Source organism: Streptomyces sp. NPDC003284, assembly GCF_053589675.1.
On the sequence record NZ_JBSFSI010000015.1, the window covers coordinates 19,754 to 43,815 of the forward strand.

The window sequence follows — 24,062 nt, forward strand, 5'->3', positions numbered from 1 at the left end:
CGTCGGCGCCGTGTTCCTCGACCAGCTGATGGAAGAGCCGGGTCACCGTGTGCCGCTGCTTGCGCGGCGCATCCAGGTCTAACCGTAGAATCCCATCGATCACCGCCTTGTACGGATCAAGCACCGACGGCCGCGGCGACAACGGCATCCGCGGCTCCGGCCACGCGGAGTTCAGAGCCTTACGCACCGTCCGTCAGGCGACGTTGTACTTGCGCTCCAGCGCCCGCATCGTCATGCCGGCCCGGTGGTCTCGCCGGAACGCCGCGTACAGCTCAGCCTTCGACATCTGCGGCATGACCAGGACCTTTCACCGGGAACACCCTTATGCTGTCCTGGCAAGTACCCCTGCGCTGACAAAACTCATGAACATCACCCGACCGTGGATCCGGGGGCCTCCCAAACCCCGTGTACAACTGCTGATGCAGCTTGTGAACACAGCCACGCAGGCCTGCATCCGGCCCCACACCGATACGATCCGCGCCGCACTCCGGGACCGTTGAGCAGCACGGATGCGGGCTATCCACAGGATCGAATGCGAAGGACCGCGAACTCTCGGAAGACAAGCGCCAGTTCGTCGACCGGAGCCTGACGACGAGGACCAGGTCGACGACAGCGCAGTTGCGGGTGAGTGCGGCGGCCCGGGGTGTGCTGCGATTCAGTACCGAGCGCGCCCCTGCGACGGGTGGCCGCGTTCGTGGGGATGCGGGTCATCGACCCCGAGCGGGCGTACTGGCAGCGCGGGATCGCGGCGGCGCTGGGGTGGTTGCGGGAGACCGGGTCGGAGGTGTTGTCCGGAGACGCCCGGGCTGGAGCCCGCCCCCGCCGCCGAGAGCGCGGCGGGGCGCGGCCGGTGAGGCGGCGGGAGGTAGCCCGGGCTGTGAACCTGGCCGCTGCCCGGCAGTACTTCGAACGGGAGGGACACCTGCGGGTGCCGCGCAAGGCGGTCGAGGTACTGCCGGACGGGACTGAGATCAAACTGGGTGCCGTGGGTCGACAACACCCGGCGGCGGGCGGCCAAGCTGTCCGACGAGCAGCGCGCGGAGTGGACCACCCTCGTGATGCGCTGGTAGCGGCCGAGCCGGAGGGGGTGTCACCACCTGGTGGTGACACCCCCTCCGGCTCGGGCCCCGACCGTCACTCGGGGGCGGTACAGGCCACGCCGTCCGCCCCCTCATCGGTGGCGCCGAGCAAGATGGGTCGACAGCAAGCTGGCGACCCATCAAGGAAGGCGTGATTAGACTCTCGACATGTGATTCCGGACGGCTACTGCGGGCGGCTTCAGCACCAGCCGCCTCACTTTGCCAGTTGGATGTCCAAATCCCTTCCCTGGATATAGTCGAAGTAGCGAACCGTCCAGTCGGGCCCCAGTTCTGCGGCCAAATCAGCGGCAATCGCATGCCCCTCATTTACCCATCGGGACTTCGCTTCGGGTGACGGGAAGCCAGATCGGGCAGGATCGTCGAAAACCAGGATCCCCTCGTAGACCTCGGCCCACGTGTCCAACCGGTTGACCAGCTCGTCGGAGAGGCCGAATCGGGCGTCTCGCGGATCTGTATCACCCAGGTCTTCTCCGAAGAGCCACAGCGGATAGCATCCGTAGTCAGCCATAACTCGCACTCTCTTCTCCACTGATCCTCCTAGGGGATGCTTCTCGGGTTGGCCCCGACTATGAAGCCGTTTCCGCCAATCGTAACAGCGACCCTCTGAGTCTTACCCTTGAAGGTCAATTCAAAGATTGGGCGACCCTTCCCCTTACCTTGATAGGCCACAACTTCACCCTCCGTGATAGCCTTCATGAGGAAGCCCGGGAGTTCTTCTTCCGTAATACCCTTTCCGAGGAATTCATCCGCGTGATTCAGTACGTGTTTCAGACCGGCGTCCGCGTTCCCTATTTCTAGCCAGGCTATGCTCCCGTCAGAGAGCCTGACGGTACCTACAACGTCCTCCCGATTGAATTTAACCCCCTTTTTGGTCATCTCGGCAATGTGCTCTGCATCAACGACGAGACCGTCGTACTGTTTGAAGCGGGTCGCTCCCACGACTGCTTTGACACCTACCCCAGCCAGTTCCGCGCCCTTCAACGCCTTTCCGGGGGGAAGGACCATCGCCAGCGCCGTAAGACACTGTCCTGTGGTTGGTTTGGCGATGCACTCCTTGATGTCGTCTAGTCCGGAAAGCTTCCAGAAGATGGCGGTGAGGGTGGGGTCGATGACCGGTGCTTCGTAGGTTCCTCCTCTGGCCACGCAGGCGGTGAACTGGGTGTCGATATCCCTGTACAAGCGCGGGGTGCAGCGGGGCTTATTCTGCTCCTCCGCGGCCTTCTTGCGTTGTTCCTCAGCCGCCTTGCGGACGGCTTCTTCTTCCTGCTTGCGCAGGTCGTAGGTGCGCTGCCATGCCTGAGCGGCTGCCTTGTCCGCCTCATTCTTACTCTTGCCTGCCTCTATGGCATCGGCCCTGGCTTGATCGGCCGACTCTCTGGCAGATGCGGCTGAGTTGCGGGCGTAGGTGGCGGAGAACTGAGCCTGAGCCGCGGACTCCGTCGCGTTTGCGGCGGCTTGGTCGGCGGAGTTCGCGGCGTTGCGGGCTGTGGTGGCGGACTGCCTGGCGCGATCAGCGCTGGCCTGGGCCTGGGTGGCGCTGTTTTTGGCGTTCTGGGCGTAGCCGGCTGCCTGGGTGGCGGATTTGTTGGCGTCGTCAGATGCCTGTTGGGCTTCGGCTGCCGCCTTGTTGGCGCGGGCTGCCGCGGCGGCAGCAAGCCAGCGGTGCTGTTGAGCGAGTGCGGCGGTCACGTCGCCCTCGTCGAGCAGGTGTTGTACCTGATTGACGTGGGTGCTGGCGAGTTGGTCCTTGCGGTCAGCCATGTACCGGCCGACGAGGATGAAGTCGTGCAGTTCGTCGACCGTTCCAGCCAAAGCGATCTTGGCGGCGGCCTGGACCTCGGGACCTGCGGTGGTGACGAGGATGGATGCCTGAACTGCCTCGTCCGTGGAGCGAGCGGCGTACTGGCCCACGGTAAGGAAAGCGGCCAGGGCTTTGCCGCTGCCGTCGGCCAAGGCCTTCTTCGCGCCCTCCTTGACGCTGGGGCCGCCTGTGTTGATGAGTTTGGACACCGCGACCGAGAGGTCGTCACAGGCGACGTCGTACTGGCCGGTCGTGTAGAAATCGGTGACGGTCTTGGCGTCGCCCTTAAGCGCCTCGGCTGCCGCGGTGCGCACGCTGGCGTAGGGGCTGGTGGTGCTCAAGTCTGCTACGGCGTCGCGGGTCTCGTTTGCGACGGCAGTGTCCCAGCCGGTACGCAGGTAGGCCATGACGTCGTCGTCAGTACCTGACAGAGCCTGAGACGCAGCGTCCTGCAGCCAGGGGCCGCGGGTCTTGAGGGCTTTCACAGCCAGGACCCGGCCGCGGGGCACGAGGACGGCGGTGTCGGCGTCGGCCTTGTTGGCCTGGGTGGACAGTTGGTGTGCGGTGTCGTCAAGGGTACGGGCGTCGTAGGCGGTCTGAGCGCTACCGGAGGTGGCCTGGATGGCCTGAGCGGCTCGAGTCCTGGCGTCTTCGATGGCTGCGTTGGTGCGGGTCTTGAGATCCTCTGATTCCGCCTCGCGGGCGAGAGCGAAGACTTTCTTGGCCGAAGCGACCGCGGCGGTGGCAGTGTCGGCGGCTGCCTTCGCGTCGGCCGCGTTCTTGGTCGCCTGTGCAGCCGCACCGGCTGCCTGGCCAGCATGTGCTGCTGCGTCATCGGCGGCAGTTGCTGCCTTGTTTGCGTGGTCAGCCGCGGAGTTGGCGTAGTCGCGGGCAGCGAACGCTGCTGCCGCTGAGCGGTTGGCCAGCGATTCAGCGACATCCGCCGCCCGGTTGGCCTCAGCCGCGTGGCGACGGGTCTCGGCAGCCGCTTCGGCGGCTTCGGCCGAGTGGACGCCGGCAGCGTCAGCGGCGGCGCTGGCCGCGTCGGCGGCATCGGCCGCCTTATCAGCGTTGGTTCCGGCACTGCGCGAGGCGGCCGCCGCAGCGGCAGCCGCCTTCGAGGCGTTGCCGGCCTGAAGGGCCGCTTCGCCGGACTGCTTGGCCAGGTTGGCGGCGGCGCGGGCATTTTGGGCCTGCTTCTTAGCCTCAGCGGCGCTGTTCTTGTCGTTGCGGGCGGCGATGGCCGCGTTCGACGCAGCCTCGGCCGCATCGGCGGCACGAGCGGCGGCGCTGGCAGTCTGCGCGGCCGCCAGCGCCGCGATCCGGGCGGAGCGATTTGCGGCATTGGATGCGCTGATAGCCGTCTGAGCGGCGGATGCGGCAGCTCGTGCAGCTGCCGCTGCCTGCTTTGCCTTGTACGCAGCCTTGGTGGAGTCGTTCTTGGCGGCCTGAGTCTCCTTGGCGGCCTTCTCTGCCGCCAACTGTGCCAGGGCGGCAGCCGCCACGGCCTTGTCGGAATCTGCCTGCGCGGCCTCGGTCGCTGCCTTGGCCTCGACGCCGGCCTGAGTGGCCTCGTCGACGAGTTGCTGGATGGTGGCCTGTTCTTGATCCCGGTCACGAGCCGTGAACTGACCGATCTCCAGAAATTCCTCGACGTCCTCCGGGCCGCCGGCCAAGGCGACTTTGGCAGCCGCCTTCACGTTGGGGCCACCTGAGGTGATCAGCTTGGAGACCAGGACCTCGTTATCAGTGGCACGCTCTTCGTACTGGCCCTTGTTGAGAAAATCCTCCAGCGCCGAGCTGTCCCCTTCCAACGCCTTCTTCCCGGCGGCCTTCACCCCCGGCCCGCCATAGTTGATGATCCGAGAGACCTCCACGCTCTCATCGTCCCTCAACGGAGCCTGCCAACCGGTACGCAGGAAAGTACGCAGCTCCTCCGAGCTGCCGGCCAGAGCAGTTTTGGCGGCGGCACGCACCCCTGGCCCACCCACGTTCACCAGCCGACTGGCATCCACCGCATCGTCGTCATCCTGGATTACAGGTGCTTCATCCAAGAATTCACGGATTGCATCGTCATCCCCCAGAAGGGCATGTTCCGCAGCGGACTTGATACCGGCGCCACCGCTGGTCCAGTAGTCGACTACCCGCTCCCGCGGGGAGAGTACAGGCACACCGTTCTCATCCACTGTGTAAGCGGCTGCTGGAATAGCACCCAAGAGCCCTGCAGTCAGTGCGGCTGGCAATAGCAGGGCACACGCTCCCCGCAGACTGCGTGATCTTCTTGCCATTCTATCTCCTCCTAAATCAACTCAAAGGAATAAGCAATGGGGCCCACCGGGCGCGATAGCCCTCCCATGCGCCCTTCCCCCAAAGAGGTGAAAATCTAGATGGAGAACTCGAATCGAAAATCGCTTCACTGCGAAAATATCGATGAGCACTCGTCTTGCGCCGTATCGCCGCAGGACTCTCTTGGGACGCATCCTTCCGTACCCTAAATAGCATTCCCGTGAGAATCATTACAGTTATTGCGCACAGGCAAAGCAACACAATGGACTGGCTAATCTCGGTGACGCGCCCACCCTAGTCAGATTATCCTGACGGATTCAGGGTATGGTCGCCCCCATCCTCGACAAGCCCCTCTGAGGCATCAGCGCTTCCGCTGCTGCGGTCTCGCCTAGGGCTGAGATGGTTGCACCAGCCGCCGGTAGCGGTCGACAAATAAATAATGGATCAAGGCGGAGCCTCAACTACCCGCCATAGGGCGGAAATATGCCTGCATCGCCGTAGGCCAGGAGGGGAGTCCGCGTCATAGCCGCGTGATTCGACATCGCGCGGCTATGACGCCTGATTGCTGCAGCAAGATATCCCCCGACTCGCCGCGGCAGCACACTCGTTTGCCGGAACGGCTAATGCCTCTGTCGCCTACGAGACGAGGGGCCAAATACCCCTGATGAATTCTGATCCGGGGGGGGAAATATTAGAGGGCGCTGTCCCAGTCGAGACGGGGGGCGGTCATGGTGTCACCGGTGCTGATGAAGGTCCATAGGCCGTGTCGAGCGCGGGCGTCAGCTGTTCTGCCGTAGTCGTAGAAGACAGCAAGGTCGGTCTTGCCGTCGCCGTTGAAGTCGCCGGAGACGGGCTGGCTGGAGTTCCAGTTCCAGCTGGTGGCGCTCTCCCAGACCCTTTTTGGCCCGGCGACGCCTGTAGCGGTGCCGGCCATAGTCCACAGGCCGGTCTGGTTGCGGCCCTGGGCGTCCTGTCCGTAGTTGTAGAGGACGCCGATGTCGGTCTTGCCGTCGCCGTTGTAGTCGCCCGTGGTGAGGGTGCTGGAGTTCCAGTTCCAGCTGGTGTCGCTGTCCCACACCTTTTTGGGGGAGCCAAGTCCGTCGGCGCCACCAGCGAACCACAGGCCGGTCTGGTTGCGGCCGTCGGCGGCCTGTCCGTAGTTGTAAAGGACAGCGATGTCCATTTTTCCGTCGCCGTTGAAGTCGCCGGATGCGACCTTGCTGGCGTTCCAGTTCCAGCTGTTCGTTCCGCTGTCCCAGACCTTGACCGGTGTCTGGAATCCGTTGCCGGTGCTGTTGAAGGCCCAAAGGCCGCTGCGGTTGCGGCCGTCGCCGGTCTGTCCGTAGTTGTAGAGGACACCGATGTCGGTCTTGCCGTCGCCGTTGTAGTCACCGGAGGTGAGCTTGCTGGAGTCCCAGTTCCAGCTGGTGCTACCGCTGTCCCAGACGATCTTTGGCTCTGTGAAGTCACCATCGCCGGAGCTGGTGAAGATCCAGAGTTTGGTCCGGTTGATGCCGTCAGCAGTCTGTCCGTAGTTGTACAGAACACCGATGTCGGTCTTGCCGTCGCCGTTGTAGTCACCGGAGGTGAGCTTGCTGGAGCTCCAGTTCCAACTGCTGTCGCTGTTCCACACGACGCGCGGCGCGCGAAGCGCCGTCCCATCACTTCTGAAGACCCACAGGCTGGCAGCGCTGCGGCCCTGGGAGTCCTTACCATTGTCGTAAAGCGCGGCCACGTCGGCCTTGCCGTCGCCGTCGAAGTCTCCGGCGGTGACCTGCGCCTGCTGCGGCAGACTTCGGACCTGTTGGATCCACGCGTTGAGATCGTCCAGGCGGGTGTCGAGCGCGGCGGTGCGGGTCTCGCTCTCGTCGGTCCCCAGACAGCCTGCTTGCCAGGATTGGCTGCTGAGGGCCACAAGTTCAGTTTTGCCGTTCGCCTGTCGGACGACTGGGCCGCCGGCATCGCCGGCGCAGGCCGTGTCCGTGATGCTCTTGCCGTTGGTCAGGAGGGTGGTCTCGGCAACGGATTCGACCGTGAAACTGGCGGTGTGCAGCTTGTTCGGCGCCCACTGAGCCTTCGTCCGGCCGAACCCTGCGATCTTCAGCTCCTCACCGGCAGTTGGTGCGGAGGTAGACACTGCGACAGGGGTGATGCCGGTAGCGGGCGTCGCCAGCCGAGCCATAACCAAGTCCCGGTCGCTTCGGGGCACAAGCTCGACGACTTCACGGACTTGACCACCGGCAGCGGTCAGATCGGTACGCCCGATGGTGGCCATAGTCTTCCACTTGGGCTTGCCTGCGCTGACCTGCATGCTGTTGGGATCGTCCGTGAAACATCCAGCCGAGGCCACGAGCCATTGAGGATCTACGAGGGTAGCGGAGCAAGCGCGATGACCGCCACCGATGTCCAGGCGGGCGGTGAAAGCGAGGTCATTCGTGGTCGCTTCGGGACCTGTCACGGCACCTGCTGGCAAGCCGACGAACAGACTTGCCAGCAGAGCAGAGGCGCCCAAGGCAGAGCCCCATACAAAACGATTGCTTCTAGCAGACATTACATTCCTGATGATTACGATGGAACACGCGCATGGCGCCATAAGCAGACGAGAGCACGCAAAAAGGGAGGTCAGAAGGCCACGCGGCGACGGACTCCGTCCCTCGTACACTGAGACACCGGGCCACCGTCAGAGGACGGCACGCGCTGACCTTTTGACCGTTGACTCTGTGCACTCGCAGACGTACCGGAGAGCTGGCGGAGCTACCGAAACAAGGCGCGGGTCAGCTGGTAACGCGCAGTTCCACCAGCACGGAGGGCACGCCCGTGGCGCCTGCTTCACCCATAGGGGTGTAGTCATTGGCCGGAGCCTTAACTACGGTCTTCTTCCCATCAGCAGTCAATGTGGCTTGAACCGGGTGCTGCTGCGTCCACAAACCGAAGGCATCAGGCAGTTCCAGAGTCAGCAATCCAGTCTTTCCGAGAACCGTGAAGCAATAGTTCTTCTGCGCGGTACGGGACTTGACCATGATGTCGTAGGAAGCAGCACAATCGGTCAGCGTGATGTGCCCATCGCCACGCTTGAGAGTGATGCCCTGTTCAGCCCGGATCTTCTCAGCGCCGGGGTAGGAGAAGTCTTCCACAAGATGGGGCATCTGACTGGAGGCTGCCGGCACCGGGGTGACGTCTGCGGGTGTCGCATGAGCGGCGGTAAGGGAGACGAAGCCCCCGCAAACTGCGATCAGCCCGACTCCAAGTGCTGCGCGCGCAGAGGCTTTCGGCACTTCTTCCTCACTTCTGGAGAGCTACGGGGCACGTGTCGCCCCGTAGCGATGACGTAAGTAAATCATATGTAAGGATCTTGTATGTTTTCACCCGAGGGTCACGGCTTTGAACTTCTGTCATGCCGCCAGAACAGGCTGCTGGCCACGCTCCACAAGGAACCCCCCTCACTGCGGCAGACACGCATTAGTTGCCGCGAACTCCTGCAAATGCGTGCGGAGTTCGTTGTCGCCGCGTTCTGGCTGACGCCGGGATCGGCTACCGGCTCGGCGACACCAGGGTCCTGAACCTCGATCTCCTGCTCACCCGGTCCGGCGACGCCTACGCCGGCATCGAGGTGACCGCCCGTGCGCCGCAGAACATCGACGAACCGAGCACGTGAGGGCTGCCAGTGCGGGCCGGTTCGACGTCGGTCTCGCCTTCGACCGCTATGCCAGCCTTCTGCTGCCGGAGATCGCAGACAAGGCCGCAGCGGCCATGTGCGCCCTCCGCCGCCAGGACGACCGCGGAGTTACGGGGTCAGCTGGGCCGATTTGAGGACCACGGTGCATCCGGCGGCCAGCGCCGAGACCGTCTTGCCCGTAGGCTGCAGGACGGGGAAGTTCCACGGCGTGATCAGCCCCGCCGCCCCCCATGGCTTCCTTGCGGCTCTCAGTCTCCCCGCGCATCTCGGTGAAGGCATACGTTCTGAGGACCTCGATGGCCGTGGTGATCTGCACCCGCTCGGTGGGCACATGTGCCTCGGGCCAGCGTCAGCGGGGCGCCGAGTTCGGCAGTGACCGCATGCGCCATGCTCCGCCCGCCGGTCGAACTCGGTCAGGATCCTCTCCAGGAGCTCGATGCACTCCTGCGGGCTGGTCTGCGAGTACGAGACGAACGCCCGCTCGGCGGCGGCGACAGCGGTGCTCACGTCGGCCTCGCGGCCCAGCACCACCCGCCCGGTGACCTCCACGGTCGCCGGATCCGCCAGTTCCAGGAACGATCCCTGGAGCGGGGCGTGTCAGGCGCCGTCGAGGTACAGCTCATTGTGCTCACGCATAATAGACAGCTCTCGGTCACGGAACCGGGGCCGCGCCGCGAACCGTGGTCGGCGCTCCAAGCGCTGGTCATTCCCTCATCGTGAGGGCGGGCCGTGCGACCCGCCAGAGAGTCCTTTTCCCCGGCAGACCTCGGCTGGGAAGTCCTGTACCACTGACGAGGCCCCGGATCGCCGTGGCCGTCCGCCGGACCCAACCCGTATCGACGTCGTAGGCGACTCCGGACACCGTGACACCGGGGCGACGGAGGCATCCCTCATTCCTCGCCCTGTCCCTGCACGAGCACCCTACTGCTACTTCCCGTGGCAGAAGCGCTGACCTTGTCGCGGCAGACGAAAGCAGAGGCATAGGGGACCGGGTCCGAGAAGATGGGGGACGGCGTTTTTCGGCACGGGTGCTCGCTGCGGTGGCGATCGAGGTGAGGGCAGCGGGCTCCGGGAGGAACTGTCATGTCGTCCGTTGGCGCGGCCGAGGTAGCGGCGCGTGGCCTCTACGGGAAGCCCGGAGAGCGCGCGGCCGCGACAGCCCAGTTGAGCACGGGCGACACGGTCTGCGAGGTGGACCAGCGGTTGATCGCGGTGAGCAGCTCGAAGTACTGGTCCTGGCGCGGGTCGTGCGCGCTCTCCAGCCGCCGCAGCAGCCGAGGGCGCATCGCTGCGTCGTCGGGTTGGCCGCGATGGTGCGCATGGTGGGCGGCGAGCCCTGCGACGACAAGCTCGCCGTCATGGCCGAGTGTCGATCCCCGCTGCCACGGCGGTCGTGGGCAGGTCCCATCCCAGTCCCAGCTCGCGCAGGAGCCGTACGAGGGCCAAGCGCACGAGGGCGGCGGAATCAGACTGGTCCGCCGGGTCAGTTCGCCGATCGAGCGGCGCATGTCGCCTTCCAGGGCCCTACTCGCGTCTCCCCCTTTTTCTTTTTTTGGGGGGGAAGAGACACACCCCTCTCCGGAGATGAATGCCGACGGGGGCTGCAACGGAACCGCCTCATCCCGGGGCCCGCGTCGGCATCGACGACTGCGTAGCCGCTCCCACCGCTTCCTCGATACTGGTCAAGATCAGGTGACAGGAGCCTGGTGATGGTCGGCATCGGATGGCAAGCGGCGCCTCGGCCCCGCATCGTCCGCAGGAGTTGCAGACGATGACCCAGCTGGCGCGTCCTCGCCCGGGGCTGGGCGGACGACGACGGCACCTCCCCGCAGTCCACCACCACGCCCAACGGCATACACCGCCGCCCGGCAGCGACCCCCACGGCGCCGGGACCGTCGCCGCTTCTGGAGCCGCCGGTCGTCTTACCGCTCTGTCGGGGAGAGCCGCCATAGCGGCGGTGCCTGGCGGGGCGGGGAGGTCGCGAGGAGGTGGGCGCGTAGTTCTGCCGACTGGGGTGGGAGCAGCGCCAGTTCCTCGGTGATGCGGCGGGTCGTGACGTAGGTGATTCCGCGGCGGGCGGTCGACTGCTCCCAGTGTGCGAAGCGCTCGGGGAGGGGGATGCTGCCGTCGGGGGGAGGGAGTGCGGGGGTGTCCTGGTGTGAGGCGGCCGCCCGTGCGCGTTCCCGGGCGATCTCGGAGAAGCCGCACACCTGGAGGCTGGCCCGTTCTGCCGCGTCGAGGTCCGTGGTGTCGGCCAACGCCCTTGCCAGGGGGTTGAGTTGCAGGGCGCGTGTCAGGGTGAGCCGGTAGACGCCGGGGCTGGCGTCGGTGAGGGTGACGGGTTCGGGGGCGTCGCGTGTTCCGCAGATCCCGCGGATGCCCCGTGCCGCGGCGACCAGCAGGGCGCTCGCCTCCGACGGGTGCCAGTCGAAGACGCGCTCCACGACCTGGGTGTCGGCGGCGGTCAGGGTGCGCAACGGTGCTCCGAGCGTGGGCAGCAGGGCCGCTTCGGGGACCTCCGAGTCGAGCCCCGGCCCGGCGATGTGCACCGAGGTGGAGAGCGAGGCGTGCGCGCAGGCGGCGAGGGCGAGTGCGTCGCCGAGCGGGCTGCGCAGGGTGGGCTCGGTGCCGTCGGCCAGGACGTCTCCCCCGACGTCCACGACGTCGACGTGGTCCGTTCCGCAGTACGCGGCGGCCTCCGTGATCTGCCGGGCGAGCCCCACCGCCCCGCCGTACGGGTCGAGCAGCCCCAGTTCCGTGCGCAGATCCGCGGCGAGACGGGGCAGCAGCGAGCCGGCCGGTGGCCGGGGTGCGGAGTCCGGGGTGACCAGGCGCAGCGTAGGGCCTGCGGGGACGGTGCCGGTGAAGTCGGACGGTCGGCGTGGGCCCGGGACCGGATCGACCACCAGGCGCTCCCAGGCGTAGGTGAGGATCAGCGCGGGTTCGTCGGGGCCGTGGAGGGCGGCGTGCACCATCGCTGTCGTGATGGCGTCCCCGCCCCCGCCGGCGGCCAGCAGAAGTCGCTTCATGGACGACATACGTATCTCAACAGCCGTGCGGATTCCAGGGATTCCCGGATCCTGCCGTCCGTACGGGGTCCCGCCATGTCATGCCAGATGTTTCCGGGCAAGGCGCTGAAGGTGCCAACTTCGGTAAAGGAAAAGCCAATTACTTCGGTGGATCACCTCATGTATTCCGTCACCCTGTGTCGAGCATGCTGTCACTTGGCGCGACCATCGGACGGGATCGCCTCCCGATCCCGGTCCCGATCTCGACCCCGGAAGGAAGCATCGCTCAAGTGGCAACCTCGTTACCGCTCCGGATCTCCCGCTCCGCCCCCGACGAGCCGACGACCCCGTACAAGCAGTACGTGTACGCCTACCCGCACCAGAAGGCGTACCGGCTGGGTGAGGAACGGCCGCTCCTCACCGACGTGTGGGCCGGTGAGCGGCTGGACGCGCTCTCCCTCTACGTCCACATCCCTTTCTGCGAGATGCGTTGCGGTTTCTGCAACCTCTTCACCCGCACCGGGGCGCCCGAGGACGTGACCCGCGGCTTCCTGGACACGCTGGAGCGGCAGGCGGCCGCGACCCGGGAGGCGCTGGACGCCAACGGCTCACCGCGCTTCACCCTCGCCGCGTTCGGCGGTGGCACTCCGACGTATCTCACCGCCGACGAGCTGCGTCGGCTGTGCGACATCTGCGAGAACGTGATGGGTGCGGATCTGGCGGCGGTGCCGTGGTCGGTCGAGACCTCTCCCGCCACCGCGACCGCGGACCGCATCGCGCTTCTCGCGCGGCGCGGCGCGACCCGGCTCAGCATCGGTGTGCAGAGTTTCGTGGAGGAGGAGGCGCGAGCCGCGATACGGCCGCAGAAGCGCGCGGAGGTGGACGCCGCGCTCTCCCGGCTGAAGGAGGCCGCCTTCCCCATCCTCAACATCGACCTCATCTACGGCATCGACGGCCAGACGGAGCAGTCCTTCCAGGTGTCCCTGGACGCGGCGCTGAGCTGGGAACCGGAGGAGATCTACCTATACCCCCTGTACGTACGGCCGTTGACCGGTCTCATGGCCAAGCACGACAACAGCGGGGAGAGTTGGGACGAGCAGCGGTTGCGCCTGTACCGCTTCGGACGTGACCACCTGCTCGCCGCCGGCTACCGGCAGACGTCCATGCGGGTGTTCAGCCGGATCGGCACCGCGGCGGTCGACGGGGCGGACGACAGCAACATCAGCGAGTACAACCAGCAGGCCGGGATGGTCGGACTGGGCGTAGGAGCCCGGTCGTTCACGACGGACCTGCATTACACGACCGACTACGCCGTCGCCGTGCCGGAGGTCCGGCGCATCATCGACGACTACATCGCCACGCCGACCGACGACTTCCGGCGCGCCCAGTGGTCGTTCCGCATGGACGACGACGAGCGGCGCCGTATGTACATCCTGAGCATGCTGCTGGAGGCGGACGGCCTTCGCGTGGACCGCTACGCGGACCTGTTCGGCAGCCTCCCGCAGGACGACTTCCCCGCTCAGTTCGCTCTCGTCACCGGGCGCGACTGGGTGCGGGAGGACGGCGGGCGACTGCGGTTGACCCTGGAGGGCATGGCGTGGGCGGACGCCATCGGCCCGCTGTTCTTCTCCCACCGGGTGAACGAGGCCATGTCGTCCTATCGGGACCGCTGACCGGACACCGGGAAGCGTTGACCGGACGCCGGGACATCCTGATCCCGCCACCCGCCACCCGCCACCCGCGAGTCGCAAGTCGCGCGTCGCGCGTCGCTGAACGGCTGCCGGTGAGCCGCTGAACGGCCTTCCGCGTCCGCCCTCTCCTGACGCATTCCGCGCCGTCCCCGTCCGGGCGGCGCGGGAAGCGTCCTTCCGTCGCCGGGTGAAGGTGGGCGCGGTCACTCCCGGGACGCCTCACCCGCACGGCCCCACCGGGCCGGTACGGAGACCAGGACGAGCCCGCCGAGCAGGAGCACCGCGCCGACGATCGCCGGTGCACCGAGTCGTTCCCCGAGCAGGAGCACCCCGAGCAGGGTGGCGACCAGCGGCTCCGCCAGGCTGAGGGTGCCGGCGGTCGCCCCGCTGATCCGCGTCACCCCCCAGGTGAACAGGAGATAGCCCAGGGCGGTCGTGGCCAGGGCCAGCCAGCCGATCAGGAACAGCGCCCGCGGTTCGCCGAGCCCGTCCGAGTGGGCCAGGGCCCACGGCAGTACCAGCAGACCGGCCACGAACACACTTGTCGGGGCGGCGGCAGTGGTGTCCCCGCCGCGTTCCCCCAGCTGCTTGGTCGCCGCGATGTACACCCCGAAGCTGGCCCCGGCCACCATGGCGAGGAGGACGCCCGCGGTGTCGGTCGGCCGTCCGTGGGCCGGAAGGAGGAGCAGGGCGATGCCGCCGACGGCGCACGCGGTCCCGCACGCCCACACGCGGCTCAGCCGCTCACCTGCCAGGACGCGCCCGCACACCCCCGACACCACCGGTACGGTGCCGAAGGCGACGGCGGTCGCCAGGGCGGCGCCGCAGCGCGCCACCGCCTCCAGGAAGCACACCTGGAAGGCCGCGGTGACCAGGATGCTCACCGCCGTCCAGCCGCGCGTCCGCCGCCGCACCAAGGTACGCAGGCCGGCCCGTCGTGCGGTGAACAGCCCCAGGACGAGACCGCCGACAAGCATCCGGAACCCGCCGATCGACACCGGAGACGCGCTGCTCGCGGCCAGGATCTGCGCGGGTCCGACCGTGCCCCACAGGAAGGCGGCGGTCAGCACCGGCGCCACTCCGCCGCCGCGCACGCATCGGTCCGTCGTGCCCGCTGTGCTCGTCACACTCACTCTCATTCCGCAGAGCCGGGCAGGAGCCCGTGGCACAGCACACCTCGGTGGCACACCCGGCGATTCCTGGCCCCGACGCTAGTCAGCGTCCAGCGGCCGCCCCCATTGGGGGAAGCCACCAACTCTGCTGCTGCCGCTTGGAGTTATCCACTCCTGCCCTGCCGACGGATCGAGCAGCGGTGCGGGGCGGACGACGTCGGACACCACCGACGGTCCGGCTCCGTGCTCGGAGCGGCGGGCGGCGGGCGGCGGGCAGCGGGCAGCGGGCGGCGTTCACGCTGCAACCATCTGCTGCTACGAGCGATTCGTCCGCCTCACCACGTGGGAGATGGTCTTAGGTGGCGTGTGATCGGACGGGGGGTCGCCGTACTGGGTGCGTAGGTGGCTCCAGAGCCGGTGCCAGCACTGTCCCTGGTCGATGAGGCGGGCGAGGGCCTGGGCGTCGGTGTCCGGCAGGTGCAGCGGTGGCGGCCGTGGACGGAGGGCGGGCCGCGTGCTCTGCGGTCGCAAGGGCCGGCGTCGTTGCCGAGACTGAGCGAGAAGCAGTTCGCGCAACTGGAGGCGGAGCTGGCCAAGGGGCCGGCCGCGCACGGCTGGGAGGACCAGCGCTGGACCCTGGGCCGGATCAAGACCGTGATCGGCCGACGCGTCCACCTGACCTGCACCCTTCAGGGCGTGCGCAAGCTGCTGGTGCGCAACGGCTGGTCCTGCCAGGTCCCCGGCCGCCGGGCCCTGGAACGCGACGAGGAAGCCGTGGCCGGCCGGGTGAAGGAGACCTGGGCCTGCGCGGAAGACTCGCGGCGGCCCGTGGAGCCTGGCCCGTCTTCGAGGACGAAGCCGGTTTCTCCCTGACGCCGCCGCAGGCGAAAGCCTGGTCACAGCGCGGTCGAACCCCGGTGGTCCGGGTCCGCGGCCGCGCCCGCAGACGCATCTCCATCGCAGCGCTGACCTGCTACAAACCCGGTCACCGCTCAAGGCTGATCTACCGGCCTCGCCGCGACGACGGCAACCGCGACGGACGTAAGAGGTTCTCCTGGCGCGACTACCGCGACCCGCTGATCGCAGCACACCTGCAGCTCGGCGGCCCGATCGTCCTGGTCTGGGACAATCTCAACGTCCACAAGGCCGCTGACCTCCGGGAATGGGCGGCAGCCCAGGACTGGCTGACCATCTACTACCTGCCGCCCTATGCACCCGACCTCAACCCTGTCGAAGGCATCTGGTCCCTCCTGCGGCGCGGCTGGCTCTCCAACGTCGCCTTCACCACCCCCGAACACCTCGTCCAGACCACCCGACGCGGTCTCCGCCACATCCAGTACGCAGCCACCTCATAGACGGCTGCCTCACCGAGACAGGACTGACCATCAGCCCCTGATCACCGAAGCCGACATCACGAGTTCAACCGCAGTAATTCAGGACGTGAAATCAAAGCATGAATTCGGAACCGACGCCAAAGATAGACTCGGCGCGGGAATCTACCCCGGTTCATGCCGAGGTGGAGATGGCCTTGCACGACAACCAACAGGGCACGCGCTGCGGATGTCTGGTGGAGTTCGCCGACACGGCGATCGGAACGGCCCACTCGACCTCATGGGCATCGGTGAATTGCTCGCTCCGCACAGTGCGGAAATTCTGTTGTGACACCGGGTACGGAACCATAGGATGCCCGCGCCAAGATACACATGATCATGCAAGGACAAAGAGTGACCGAGGATGACGAGCAGCGCCACACCCTGACCAACGGGCAGGGCGTGCCGGTTCTGACCTATCTGCAGGGTGTACGGGAGGGGCACCCGTGGGCGGACCTGGCCGAGGTGGTCGGCCCCGATCCTGTCGAATCCATCGTCTCCGGCATGTCCGGATGGGCGGTGTCGGGGTCCGTGGAGCTGGGTGAGCAACTGCTGCGCCGTGGCGCACGGGTGATGCGGCACGCCCATGAAATGCGGAGAGACCTGGTCGCGTGTCCGCCCCCGGTCGGCTGGTCCGCCCACACCCTTGGAGACGGACTTCGGGCCGTCCCCTGCGACCGCGATGCCGCCGCGGTGTTTCCGGCATGGCGAGCCGCCTTTCCCGCCGACCATCCCGACCACCATCGCGGTAGCGACGAAGAAGCGCTCGACAAGCTCCTGACACCCATGCTGGCGGGCTCCGTTCTCGGGCCAGTCCTTGCGTGCAGCGCCTTGGTGGTGGACGAGACGGACCGCGTGGTGGCCGGAGCGATTGTCACCGACCGTGACGGACTGCCGTGGGTCGCGGACGTGTTCCGCCAGCCCGGAGCACGCTACGCGGGCCTCGGCGCCAGTCTGCTGCGCCGCGTGCTCGGCGCCGCCGCGGCCGACGGACTGACCGACATCTCGCTGGTCGTGAGCGATGCGAATCCCGCCCGCCGTGTCTACGAGAAGCTCGGATTCCAGCTGACTGGCACATCGCTGACCGTCGTAGTGCCATAGCCGAAGGGGGTTGCAGAAGGCCTTGATGAAGCAGGTCGGACTGGTGTCCGGACGTGTGTGATACGCGGCCAGCGCGGGGATGTGCATGCGGGCGACGGCATGGACAGCCTGGTGAAGGCCGTCACCACGTCGTCGGCAGTCGCGGAGGATCTTGTCGTTCTTCGCGTAGGAGAAGGTGTGCTTGACGCGGGTGCGGGCCTTGCGATGCTGCGCGTTGTCCTCTTCCTCGCCTGCCAACAGCGCGCGTCCAAGGCGTTTGCGGTGCGGGACGATCAGCCTGGTGTCGATGCAGGCGACGTCGCCGAGGACGGCCACGCCCTCGCCGTGCCCGGCGGGGCCGCAGTCCCACCAGACTTTCGCGTCCGCTGTGCTGCCGGCACCGGCCGCCACCGGGCGCGTCTCCGTGTCCACGATGACCTGCATGTCCCCAGAGAATCGGCAGTTGCGGGGAGAGGCGCCGACTCGAGCGCGAACGGTGGACCGAGCCGCCGGATCACCCGGCACACCGTCGCCGGTGAGACATCGAACAGCGGGGCGAGTTGCCGCATGGTGAGATTCGTGCGGTGGTACACGGCCACCGACAGCACTCGCTCGGCCAGCGGCAACCGCCGTAGGCGGCTCCCCAGCCGAACGACGGAGATGCCCTGATCATAGTTTGCAACACCCTTCAAGGGCTGTCCCGCAACTGTGGTCGCGGGACAGTCGCAGCCTCCTCAGGGGCTCGGGTTCCGCCACAGATGGCGTTCGTCCAGGGGCCCGAACCGCACGTCTCCGCGTTCAAGGTCGACGAGGATGGGCCAGCAGTCCAACAACTGCTGCTTCACATCGCGCGAGGCGAGGCACTGCACGGAGTTGCAGGGCACGACCAGGAGCCCGCTGCTCTCGCTGCCCCTCTCAGAGTCGACGGCGAGAGGCGGCTCGGCATCGCGCTGGCATGGTCGAGGTGTGGTCGGGGCGGTAGACAGGAGTGTGGGTCCAGGCGGTGATCTGCCCGATGGAGGCATCCCACCGGTTGGGGCCGTCGGCGGTGAAGGATGTCCGGTCCGTCGACAGCCACGCCGAGGGCGACGTCGACGAGCACAACCAGGCGCACGCCGAGCAGGACAACGGCCGCACGGACCACTGACACTTCCGGTGTCGGAACCGCTGACACTTCCACGTCGGCCGACACGTGGAACGCGCGGTGAGCCGGGGTGTGCTGTACCTGGGCAAGCGGCGGTCTGGTTGCTCCTGCCGGATGGGCCGGGGCTGAGGTCATCGCCCACCCGGCCGGGATTTGCGCCCCGGCCCGATGAACAGGACCACCCTTGCCTTTCTCCGACACCACCAGCCCGGCCGTGTTCGAGCATCTTCAGCAGCGGTCCGCCGACCCGAAGCGGCGCATCCTGTTCATCGGGGCGACCATCGTCACCATGGACGCCGACCTCGGTGTACTGCACGGCGCCGACCTGCTCGTCGAGGGCGACACGATAACCGCGGTCGGTACCGGCTTGGACCGGGGCGGTGCGGTGCTCGTCGACGCGGAGGGCACGATCCTCACCCCGGGCTTCGTCGACACCCACCGGCACGCCTGGGAGACGCAACTGCGCCGGATCATGCCGGACATCGACGACCTCGGCGCCTACATGATGTCCACCCTCGCTGGCTACGCCACCGTCTATCGGGCGCACGACATGTACGTCGGCACCAAGCTGGCCGCACTAGCGGCGGTCGACAGCGGCATCACGACCATGCTCGACTTCTCCCACAGCTCCCTCCCGCACCCTTGAGCACTCCGACGCCGCCGTCCAGGCGGTGATCGATACCGGCATCCGCGGGGTGCACGCCACGATGGGGCCGCATTTCGGGAACTGGGACAAGCAGTGGCCCGGCGACCTGGCCCGTCTCAAGGACACGTATTTCACCGACGACGACCGGTTGCTGACCCTGCGCCTGGCCGCTTTGGCCACTGATGAGATCGCCGGACCCGCTCTGCCCTACGGCCCCGAACTCGCCCGCACGGCGAAAGATCTGGGTATCGGGGTGAGCGTCGATGCCGTTTTCGGCGTCTCCTCCTCGACGGCCATACTGCTGTGGGCGAACGGCGGCCTCCTCGGCCCGGACCTCACCCTCATCCACGCCACCGGCCTCACCCGGGCGGCGTGGCAGGCGGTCAGGGAGAGCGGTACGACGATCGCCCTGGCCCCGACCTCGGACACCCAGATCGGGCTGGAGACCGCGATCCCCGCGATCGACGAGGCCCTGGCCGTCGGGGTGCGGCCGGGGTTGAGCATCGATGTGGAGGTGGCCCTGGTCAGCGACATGTTCACGCAGATGCGGGCCCTGCACACCCTCCGGCGGATGTGCGCGGTCAACGCGGTCCACGGCACCGAGCAGCCGCCTGCCCGCATCACCACCCATGACGTCCTGGACTTCGCCACCCTCCAGAGCGCCCGCACCAACGGCCTGGCAGGTGTCACCGGTTCGCTCACCCCGGGCAAGAAGGCCGACCTTCTGGTCATTCGGGCCGAGGACCTCAACACCATGCCGCTCAACGACGCCGTGGGCACCGTCGTGCTCGGCTCCGAGCCCCGCAACATCAGCGCCGTCCTCATCAACGGGCAGCCACGCAAGTGGAACAGTCAGGTCCTCGATGTCGACTTGACCGCCCTGCGCGATGAGGTCCACGCCTCCCGCGAGTACGTGCTGAACGCCCCGGCCGCCTGGCCCCGGCCCCTACGCGCCCCGACGACCCGCTCCTCCTGCCGCGCGGCCCCGCACACCTCCGGGCGGCAGGAGGGCCCGCCTTCCTCCCTCTCTGTGACCGAAGCATGTACTGACACGTCCTTCACCCCCTGAGTGAGCCTCGCCGTGACGACAGCGAGCGGCGTGACCTGCGCACACCAGAAGGCCGGCCCCTGCTGCCGACCGGCGGCACCCGTCATCACCGGTAGTCCGCTGCTGGGCGACTGGCAGAACACCGACGTCCTCATCGGCAGCACGGTGATCGTGGGCATCGGTCCCGGTCTGCTGACCGCGGACAGCGCCGACGACGTGATCGTCATAAACTGCTCGGGCACCCTCGTCCTGCCCACCGGCGCCGACTTGACCGCCCCGCATGCTGACGCGCTGCCCTCACCCCGGCCAGGGCGCAGACGCTGCCCGACGGGCGCTAGACGAGGTGCACGGGGGCTGGCCCAGCACCTGCCAGGGCCGCTATTGGATCACCGGCAACGGCATCGACTACCTCGACGACCTGGGATTCTGGGCCTTCGGCGAGTTCAGGGACGGCTGTCTGCCCCACGCCCGACACCGCTTCACCCGCTGCTGAACACCCTTCCCCATGGCACGCTCCCTGAACACCACATCCGAGCAGGTCACCTGGATCGCCACCGCGTCCGGCTTCGCACCATGCGCGGTGATGTCCGCCGACCTGGTGGCGGCCATCTGCGCCACCGCCACGGCTGGCATGGTCCCCGGCCTGACCTGGGTCATCATCCTGCGCGTCGCCCAGGTACGGACAGCTGCCGCCTTCTCACCGGCCGCGTTCTCCCGCACCGTCCACCACATCGCACCACAACGGCGCCCGGTCGCCCTGACTGCGTCACCAGCGGCATGCTCGGCGCCGCCGTCCTCATACAGGTCGCAGCCCAAGTCATATCTGCTGGGCCCGGATGGCGCGGTGTTCCTCCTCAGCACCGCCCTCACGACCCTGAGGCTGCTGCCCGTACGCCGCGCCCTGCGCTCCACACCGCGGCCGGACACCGGAGGCGGCCTGCCGCACGCCTTCGCCGCGATGCCCCGGCTGCTGCGAAAGACGGCCGACCGGTCGCCCCGTACGTGGCCACCGTGACCCTGACGGCCGGGTTGGTCACCCTCTACACAGCCGTGGCCAAGCGCCTGGCAGACATCGCCGCCCCCCAGCCCGACCGCGTACCGGCCGGCCTCCAGCGGTGGAAGACCTCGGGCCGGGTCACCGGCGAGCAGTTCGCCTTCCTCGTACGCAACACCTGAGCAACCGACTGGAGAAGGGCTGCCCGCTCGCCTACGCCCTCCTCGCCTCCTCCCACGGCACACCCACCACCCTCACCCCGCTCGTCCTTGAACGCACCGAACTCCGCGACAGCGACACCCTGGACTTCTCCGTCGCCCTCACCGCGACCACGACCGCATCCGTCCTCGTGGTGACTGTGACCACCACCACGGGGCCGAGCGGCCGGCCGCGGGAGAGCGTGGCCTCCTGCGCCCCATCACCGCCGAGCGTGGCCACGAGTCGCGGCTCGCCGAAGCGCATCCGCTGCGCTCGACCGCGCGGTGGAAGGTCTCCTCCGGCTCCTACTCCCTCGCCCTCCAGGTCAAGGGCCGTCGCTTCCCGGCGGTCGCCTTCACCATCCTCGACGCTTAGCCCCTCCCCCCTCCCAGCCCCAATCACCCGCTCCGAGCGGCCGCCGTCGCGCACCGCGGCCCCGTCCGTGCTGTCCGCAACCCCCCGACGGAGTGATTCAACCTGATCGAACGAGTTTGAGCGGCGACATCCCGAGACCGCATGGCCCGACCCCGGCATTGGAACTCGCGTTCACCAAATGCCCTCTGTTCAGGCCGTGACGGGACCAGATCGGCCGCGTTTCTAGAGCATCAGTGCCACACCGACGCCCAGACGGAGGACGCCGTGTACCCGACCCCCGCACCCTTGCAGCAGTCTCTCGGAATCGAACGGCGGACCGGCCTGCCCACTCACAGCGTTGACGGCACGTGCACCGTAGAACGACCGGACACGGGGTGGGCGGCATGAGCGAGCCCACCGATGCGGCGACCGACGGCGTCCCCGGGCCGCGCACCGCCGCCCAGGCATCACCCACGCCCCCTGCCGCTCCCGCCGCAACTCCCGCTCCCGCGCCGCAGATGCGGTACGTCGACCTGACCGGAAGCCGCGAGGCGGCCGGCCGCTCGATCCGGATGCGGGACATGGCCCGCCGTCTGCCGCAACTGGTGCGCCGTTCGCTGGGCCTGGCCTGGCGCGTCGACCGGCGGGCGACCGTCGGGCTGCTGCTGTGCCAGGCCGTCACCGGTGTCATGCAGGCCCTGGGCCTGGTCGCCATCAGCGGCACCCTGACCGCCCTCCTGCGCGACGGAGACGTCTACCACCGTCTCCTTCAGGCGTGGCCCTCCGTCGCCCTGCTCGCCGGGGCCGCCGGCGTGCGCGCGCTCCTCGGCATCACCGTCAACTGGCTGTCGTCCCGGCTGAGTCCGCTCATGTCACGTGAGGCCGAGCAGATGCTCCTCGCCGGCTGCGCCGAGGTCGAGCTGTGCGCGTACGACGACCCCGACTTCAACCGCGACCGCGAGGCCGCCGACCGCGGCGCCCAGGTGACCGGCGACCTGATCAACGAGGGCCAGGACCTGATCGCCTCCGGTGCCGCCTTCCTCGCCGGGGCGATCGTGCTGACCGGCGTCCACTGGATCCTGCTCCCCCTCCTCGTCGCGGCCAGCCTGCCGCAGGCGCTGGCCCAGGTCAGCGCCGCGCGCGTCCGGTACCTGGCGAACCTGCGCAGCAACGGCGACAACCGGATGCTCTCGGTGCTGCGGTGGCACATCTACACCAAGGACGCCGCCGACCAGATCCGCGCGGGCACCATGGCCGGATTCCTGTCGGGCAGGTACCGGGACACGGTCGCCCGGATCAACCGCGAGGACCGGGACGCGGCCGACAAGGGCGCCTGGACGTCCCTGGTCGGCGCGGTGTGCGGAGGGCTGGGGTCGGCGGCAGTGTGGGGGGCGGTCGTGTGGCTGCTCGCGACCGGCCGGATCACCGTCGGCCGCGCCGGTACGGCTGTCTTCGCCCTGCAGACGGTCGGCATGTCGGTCCGCGGCCTGGTGGCCGTCGGCGCGCGCGCCGTACGGACGGGGCTGTACATGGACGACTGGACCGGCTTCCTCGACAAGGCCGGCGGCTTCCGGATGCGCCGGGGCCGGCACCGCCCCGGACCGCCGGAGGCGATCGAGGTCAGGTCGGTCACCCACCGCTACGCCGGCAAGGGCCGCGACGCGCTGTCCGGCGTCTCCCTCACCCTGCGCCGCGGCGAGGTCACCGCGCTGGTGGGCTTCAACGGCTCGGGCAAGTCGACGCTGTCGAAGCTGGTCAGCGGGCTCTACCTGCCGTCGGGCGGACAGGTGCTGTGGGACGGCGTCCCCACCGGCGACTGCGATCCGCAGGCCCTGTGGCGCCGGGTCGCCCTGGTACCGCAGGACTACGCGCACTGGCCGCTGACCGTGCGCGAGAACGTGACCCAGGGCCAGCCCACCGCGCGCGGCGACGTGGCGGTCCGCGAGGCGTGCGAGGCCGCCGACGCCGACGAGGTCGTCGCCGGGCTCGGCGCCGGACTGGACACCCTCCTGGCCCGGGAATGGCTCAACGGGGAGGAGCTGAGCGGCGGTCAGTGGCAGCGCATCGCCCTGGCGCGGGCGTTCTTCCGTCCGGCCGGTCTGCTGGTCCTCGACGAACCGACCGCCAACCTCGATCCCCGCGCCGAGTACCGCATCTTCCAGCGGCTGCGGACCCTCGCCCGGGACCGGGCGGTGCTGCTGGTGACACACCGCATCACCAACGTCGCCATCGCCGACCGCATCGTGGTCCTCGACGAAGGCCGGATCGTCCAGGAGGGCACCTACGCCGAACTCTCCCGGCAGCCGGGCCTGTTCCAGCAGTTGCTGTCCTACCAGATCACGTCCGGGGCCGACGGCGAGAAGCGCGGGACCCCCGCGTGAGCGGCCCCGGTGCCGCGTCGGTACGCCCCGCCGGAGCGGCCGCACCCGCGACCCCCACCTGCCCGCACCTCCCCCGCCGTTCCGAGGTGATGACATGCCGCTCACCCGTTCCCACATCCGCGCGAACACCGAGAAGCACCTGGTCCGGCACCCCGGTCGTCCGCGAGCCCGGC

Annotated in this window: 18 protein-coding genes and 2 pseudogenes; 10 read left to right on the forward strand and 10 right to left on the reverse strand. The window is 68.0% G+C overall.

What is annotated here, in order from left to right; translation table 11 throughout:
* Positions 1-1,293: 1,293 nt before the first annotated feature.
* The 7 genes from ACWDYF_RS27130 to ACWDYF_RS27160 form a co-directional block, all read right to left on the reverse strand.
* Complete coding sequence (locus ACWDYF_RS27130; RefSeq protein ID WP_389467963.1) at positions 1,294-1,608, reverse strand: hypothetical protein; 315 nt, start codon at positions 1,606-1,608, stop codon at positions 1,294-1,296.
* Between the two features lie 29 nt (positions 1,609-1,637).
* Positions 1,638-5,072 carry an ALF repeat-containing protein gene (locus tag ACWDYF_RS27135; RefSeq protein ID WP_389467966.1) on the reverse strand — a complete coding sequence of 1,145 codons (3,435 nt, stop codon included), beginning with the start codon at positions 5,070-5,072 and terminating at the stop codon, positions 1,638-1,640.
* A gap of 806 nt (positions 5,073-5,878) precedes the next feature.
* On the reverse strand, positions 5,879-7,738 hold the full coding sequence (locus tag ACWDYF_RS27140; RefSeq protein WP_389467968.1) for an FG-GAP-like repeat-containing protein: 1,860 nt from the start codon (positions 7,736-7,738) through the stop codon (positions 5,879-5,881).
* 223 nt (positions 7,739-7,961) lie between these two features.
* A complete protein-coding gene (locus ACWDYF_RS27145; protein ID WP_389467973.1) occupies positions 7,962-8,333 on the reverse strand; it encodes a hypothetical protein in 372 nt (123 codons plus the stop codon).
* 638 nt (positions 8,334-8,971) lie between these two features.
* The gene (locus ACWDYF_RS27150; RefSeq protein ID WP_389468359.1) at positions 8,972-9,436 is read right to left on the reverse strand and encodes an aldehyde dehydrogenase family protein; all 465 of its coding nucleotides are present in this window, start codon (positions 9,434-9,436) and stop codon (positions 8,972-8,974) included.
* A 551-nt stretch (positions 9,437-9,987) separates the two neighbouring features.
* Positions 9,988-10,149: a hypothetical protein gene (locus tag ACWDYF_RS27155; protein ID WP_389467977.1), complete on the reverse strand. Its 162-nt coding sequence runs from the start codon at positions 10,147-10,149 to the stop codon at positions 9,988-9,990.
* A gap of 636 nt (positions 10,150-10,785) precedes the next feature.
* Positions 10,786-11,892, reverse strand: coding sequence for a DUF1152 domain-containing protein (locus ACWDYF_RS27160; protein WP_389467980.1), 1,107 nt, complete (start codon positions 11,890-11,892; stop codon positions 10,786-10,788).
* A 269-nt stretch (positions 11,893-12,161) separates the two neighbouring features.
* On the opposite strand from ACWDYF_RS27160, the gene ACWDYF_RS27165 reads away from it, so the two are divergent.
* A complete protein-coding gene (locus ACWDYF_RS27165; RefSeq protein ID WP_389467983.1) occupies positions 12,162-13,544 on the forward strand; it encodes an STM4012 family radical SAM protein in 1,383 nt (460 codons plus the stop codon).
* A gap of 221 nt (positions 13,545-13,765) precedes the next feature.
* Here ACWDYF_RS27165 and ACWDYF_RS27170 read toward each other — a convergent pair whose 3' ends face one another.
* A complete protein-coding gene (locus tag ACWDYF_RS27170; RefSeq protein WP_389467985.1) occupies positions 13,766-14,689 on the reverse strand; it encodes a DMT family transporter in 924 nt (307 codons plus the stop codon).
* A gap of 441 nt (positions 14,690-15,130) precedes the next feature.
* Between ACWDYF_RS27170 and ACWDYF_RS27175 the strand changes: the two are divergent.
* Positions 15,131-16,070, forward strand: a pseudogene (locus ACWDYF_RS27175) (IS630 family transposase); the annotation flags it as partial.
* Between the two features lie 328 nt (positions 16,071-16,398).
* Positions 16,399-17,145 (forward strand): GNAT family N-acetyltransferase, encoded by a 747-nt coding sequence (locus ACWDYF_RS27180; RefSeq protein WP_389467990.1) that lies wholly within the window; start codon positions 16,399-16,401, stop codon positions 17,143-17,145.
* 63 nt (positions 17,146-17,208) lie between these two features.
* Here the strand turns inward: ACWDYF_RS27180 and ACWDYF_RS27185 are convergent.
* Positions 17,209-17,768, reverse strand: a pseudogene (locus ACWDYF_RS27185) (transposase family protein); the annotation flags it as partial.
* A 90-nt stretch (positions 17,769-17,858) separates the two neighbouring features.
* On the reverse strand, positions 17,859-18,008 hold the full coding sequence (locus ACWDYF_RS27190) for a hypothetical protein (RefSeq protein WP_389467992.1): 150 nt from the start codon (positions 18,006-18,008) through the stop codon (positions 17,859-17,861).
* A 131-nt stretch (positions 18,009-18,139) separates the two neighbouring features.
* Here ACWDYF_RS27190 and ACWDYF_RS27195 point away from each other — a divergent pair, with 131 nt between their 5' ends.
* The 7 genes from ACWDYF_RS27195 to ACWDYF_RS27225 all read left to right on the forward strand — a co-directional run bounded on the left by ACWDYF_RS27195 (position 18,140) and on the right by ACWDYF_RS27225 (position 23,889).
* A complete protein-coding gene (locus ACWDYF_RS27195) occupies positions 18,140-18,271 on the forward strand; it encodes a hypothetical protein (protein WP_389467995.1) in 132 nt (43 codons plus the stop codon).
* A gap of 181 nt (positions 18,272-18,452) precedes the next feature.
* Positions 18,453-18,914: an amidohydrolase family protein gene (locus ACWDYF_RS27200; protein WP_389467998.1), complete on the forward strand. Its 462-nt coding sequence runs from the start codon at positions 18,453-18,455 to the stop codon at positions 18,912-18,914.
* A gap of 25 nt (positions 18,915-18,939) precedes the next feature.
* On the forward strand, positions 18,940-19,983 hold the full coding sequence (locus tag ACWDYF_RS27205) for an amidohydrolase family protein (RefSeq protein WP_389468001.1): 1,044 nt from the start codon (positions 18,940-18,942) through the stop codon (positions 19,981-19,983).
* A 322-nt stretch (positions 19,984-20,305) separates the two neighbouring features.
* The gene (locus ACWDYF_RS27210) at positions 20,306-20,455 is read left to right on the forward strand and encodes an Atu4866 domain-containing protein (RefSeq protein ID WP_389468003.1); all 150 of its coding nucleotides are present in this window, start codon (positions 20,306-20,308) and stop codon (positions 20,453-20,455) included.
* Between the two features lie 12 nt (positions 20,456-20,467).
* Positions 20,468-20,977, forward strand: a complete 510-nt coding sequence (locus ACWDYF_RS27215; protein WP_389468006.1) for a hypothetical protein — start codon at positions 20,468-20,470, stop codon at positions 20,975-20,977.
* Positions 20,965-21,138: a hypothetical protein gene (locus tag ACWDYF_RS27220; RefSeq protein WP_389468009.1), complete on the forward strand. Its 174-nt coding sequence runs from the start codon at positions 20,965-20,967 to the stop codon at positions 21,136-21,138. Before ACWDYF_RS27215 ends, ACWDYF_RS27220 begins: the two co-directional genes overlap by 13 nt.
* Positions 21,139-22,026: 888 nt before the next feature.
* A complete protein-coding gene (locus ACWDYF_RS27225) occupies positions 22,027-23,889 on the forward strand; it encodes an ABC transporter ATP-binding protein (RefSeq protein WP_389468362.1) in 1,863 nt (620 codons plus the stop codon).
* The last annotated feature ends 173 nt before the right edge of the window (positions 23,890-24,062 follow it).

Excerpts from the sequence above, each read along its gene's own strand:
- ACWDYF_RS27130 (WP_389467963.1), bottom strand. The coding sequence starts at position 1,608 with ATGGCTGACTACGGATGCTATCCGCTGTGGCTCTTCGGAGAAGACCTG.
- ACWDYF_RS27140 (WP_389467968.1), bottom strand. The coding sequence starts at position 7,738 with ATGTCTGCTAGAAGCAATCGTTTTGTATGGGGCTCTGCCTTGGGCGCC.
- ACWDYF_RS27145 (WP_389467973.1), bottom strand. The coding sequence starts at position 8,333 with ATGCCCCATCTTGTGGAAGACTTCTCCTACCCCGGCGCTGAGAAGATC.
- ACWDYF_RS27155 (WP_389467977.1), bottom strand. The coding sequence starts at position 10,149 with ATGCGCCCTCGGCTGCTGCGGCGGCTGGAGAGCGCGCACGACCCGCGC.
- ACWDYF_RS27160 (WP_389467980.1), bottom strand. The coding sequence starts at position 11,892 with ATGAAGCGACTTCTGCTGGCCGCCGGCGGGGGCGGGGACGCCATCACG.
- ACWDYF_RS27195 (WP_389467995.1), top strand. The coding sequence starts at position 18,140 with ATGGAGGCATCCCACCGGTTGGGGCCGTCGGCGGTGAAGGATGTCCGG.
- ACWDYF_RS27215 (WP_389468006.1), top strand. The coding sequence starts at position 20,468 with ATGGCACGCTCCCTGAACACCACATCCGAGCAGGTCACCTGGATCGCC.
- ACWDYF_RS27225 (WP_389468362.1), top strand. The coding sequence starts at position 22,027 with ATGCGGTACGTCGACCTGACCGGAAGCCGCGAGGCGGCCGGCCGCTCG.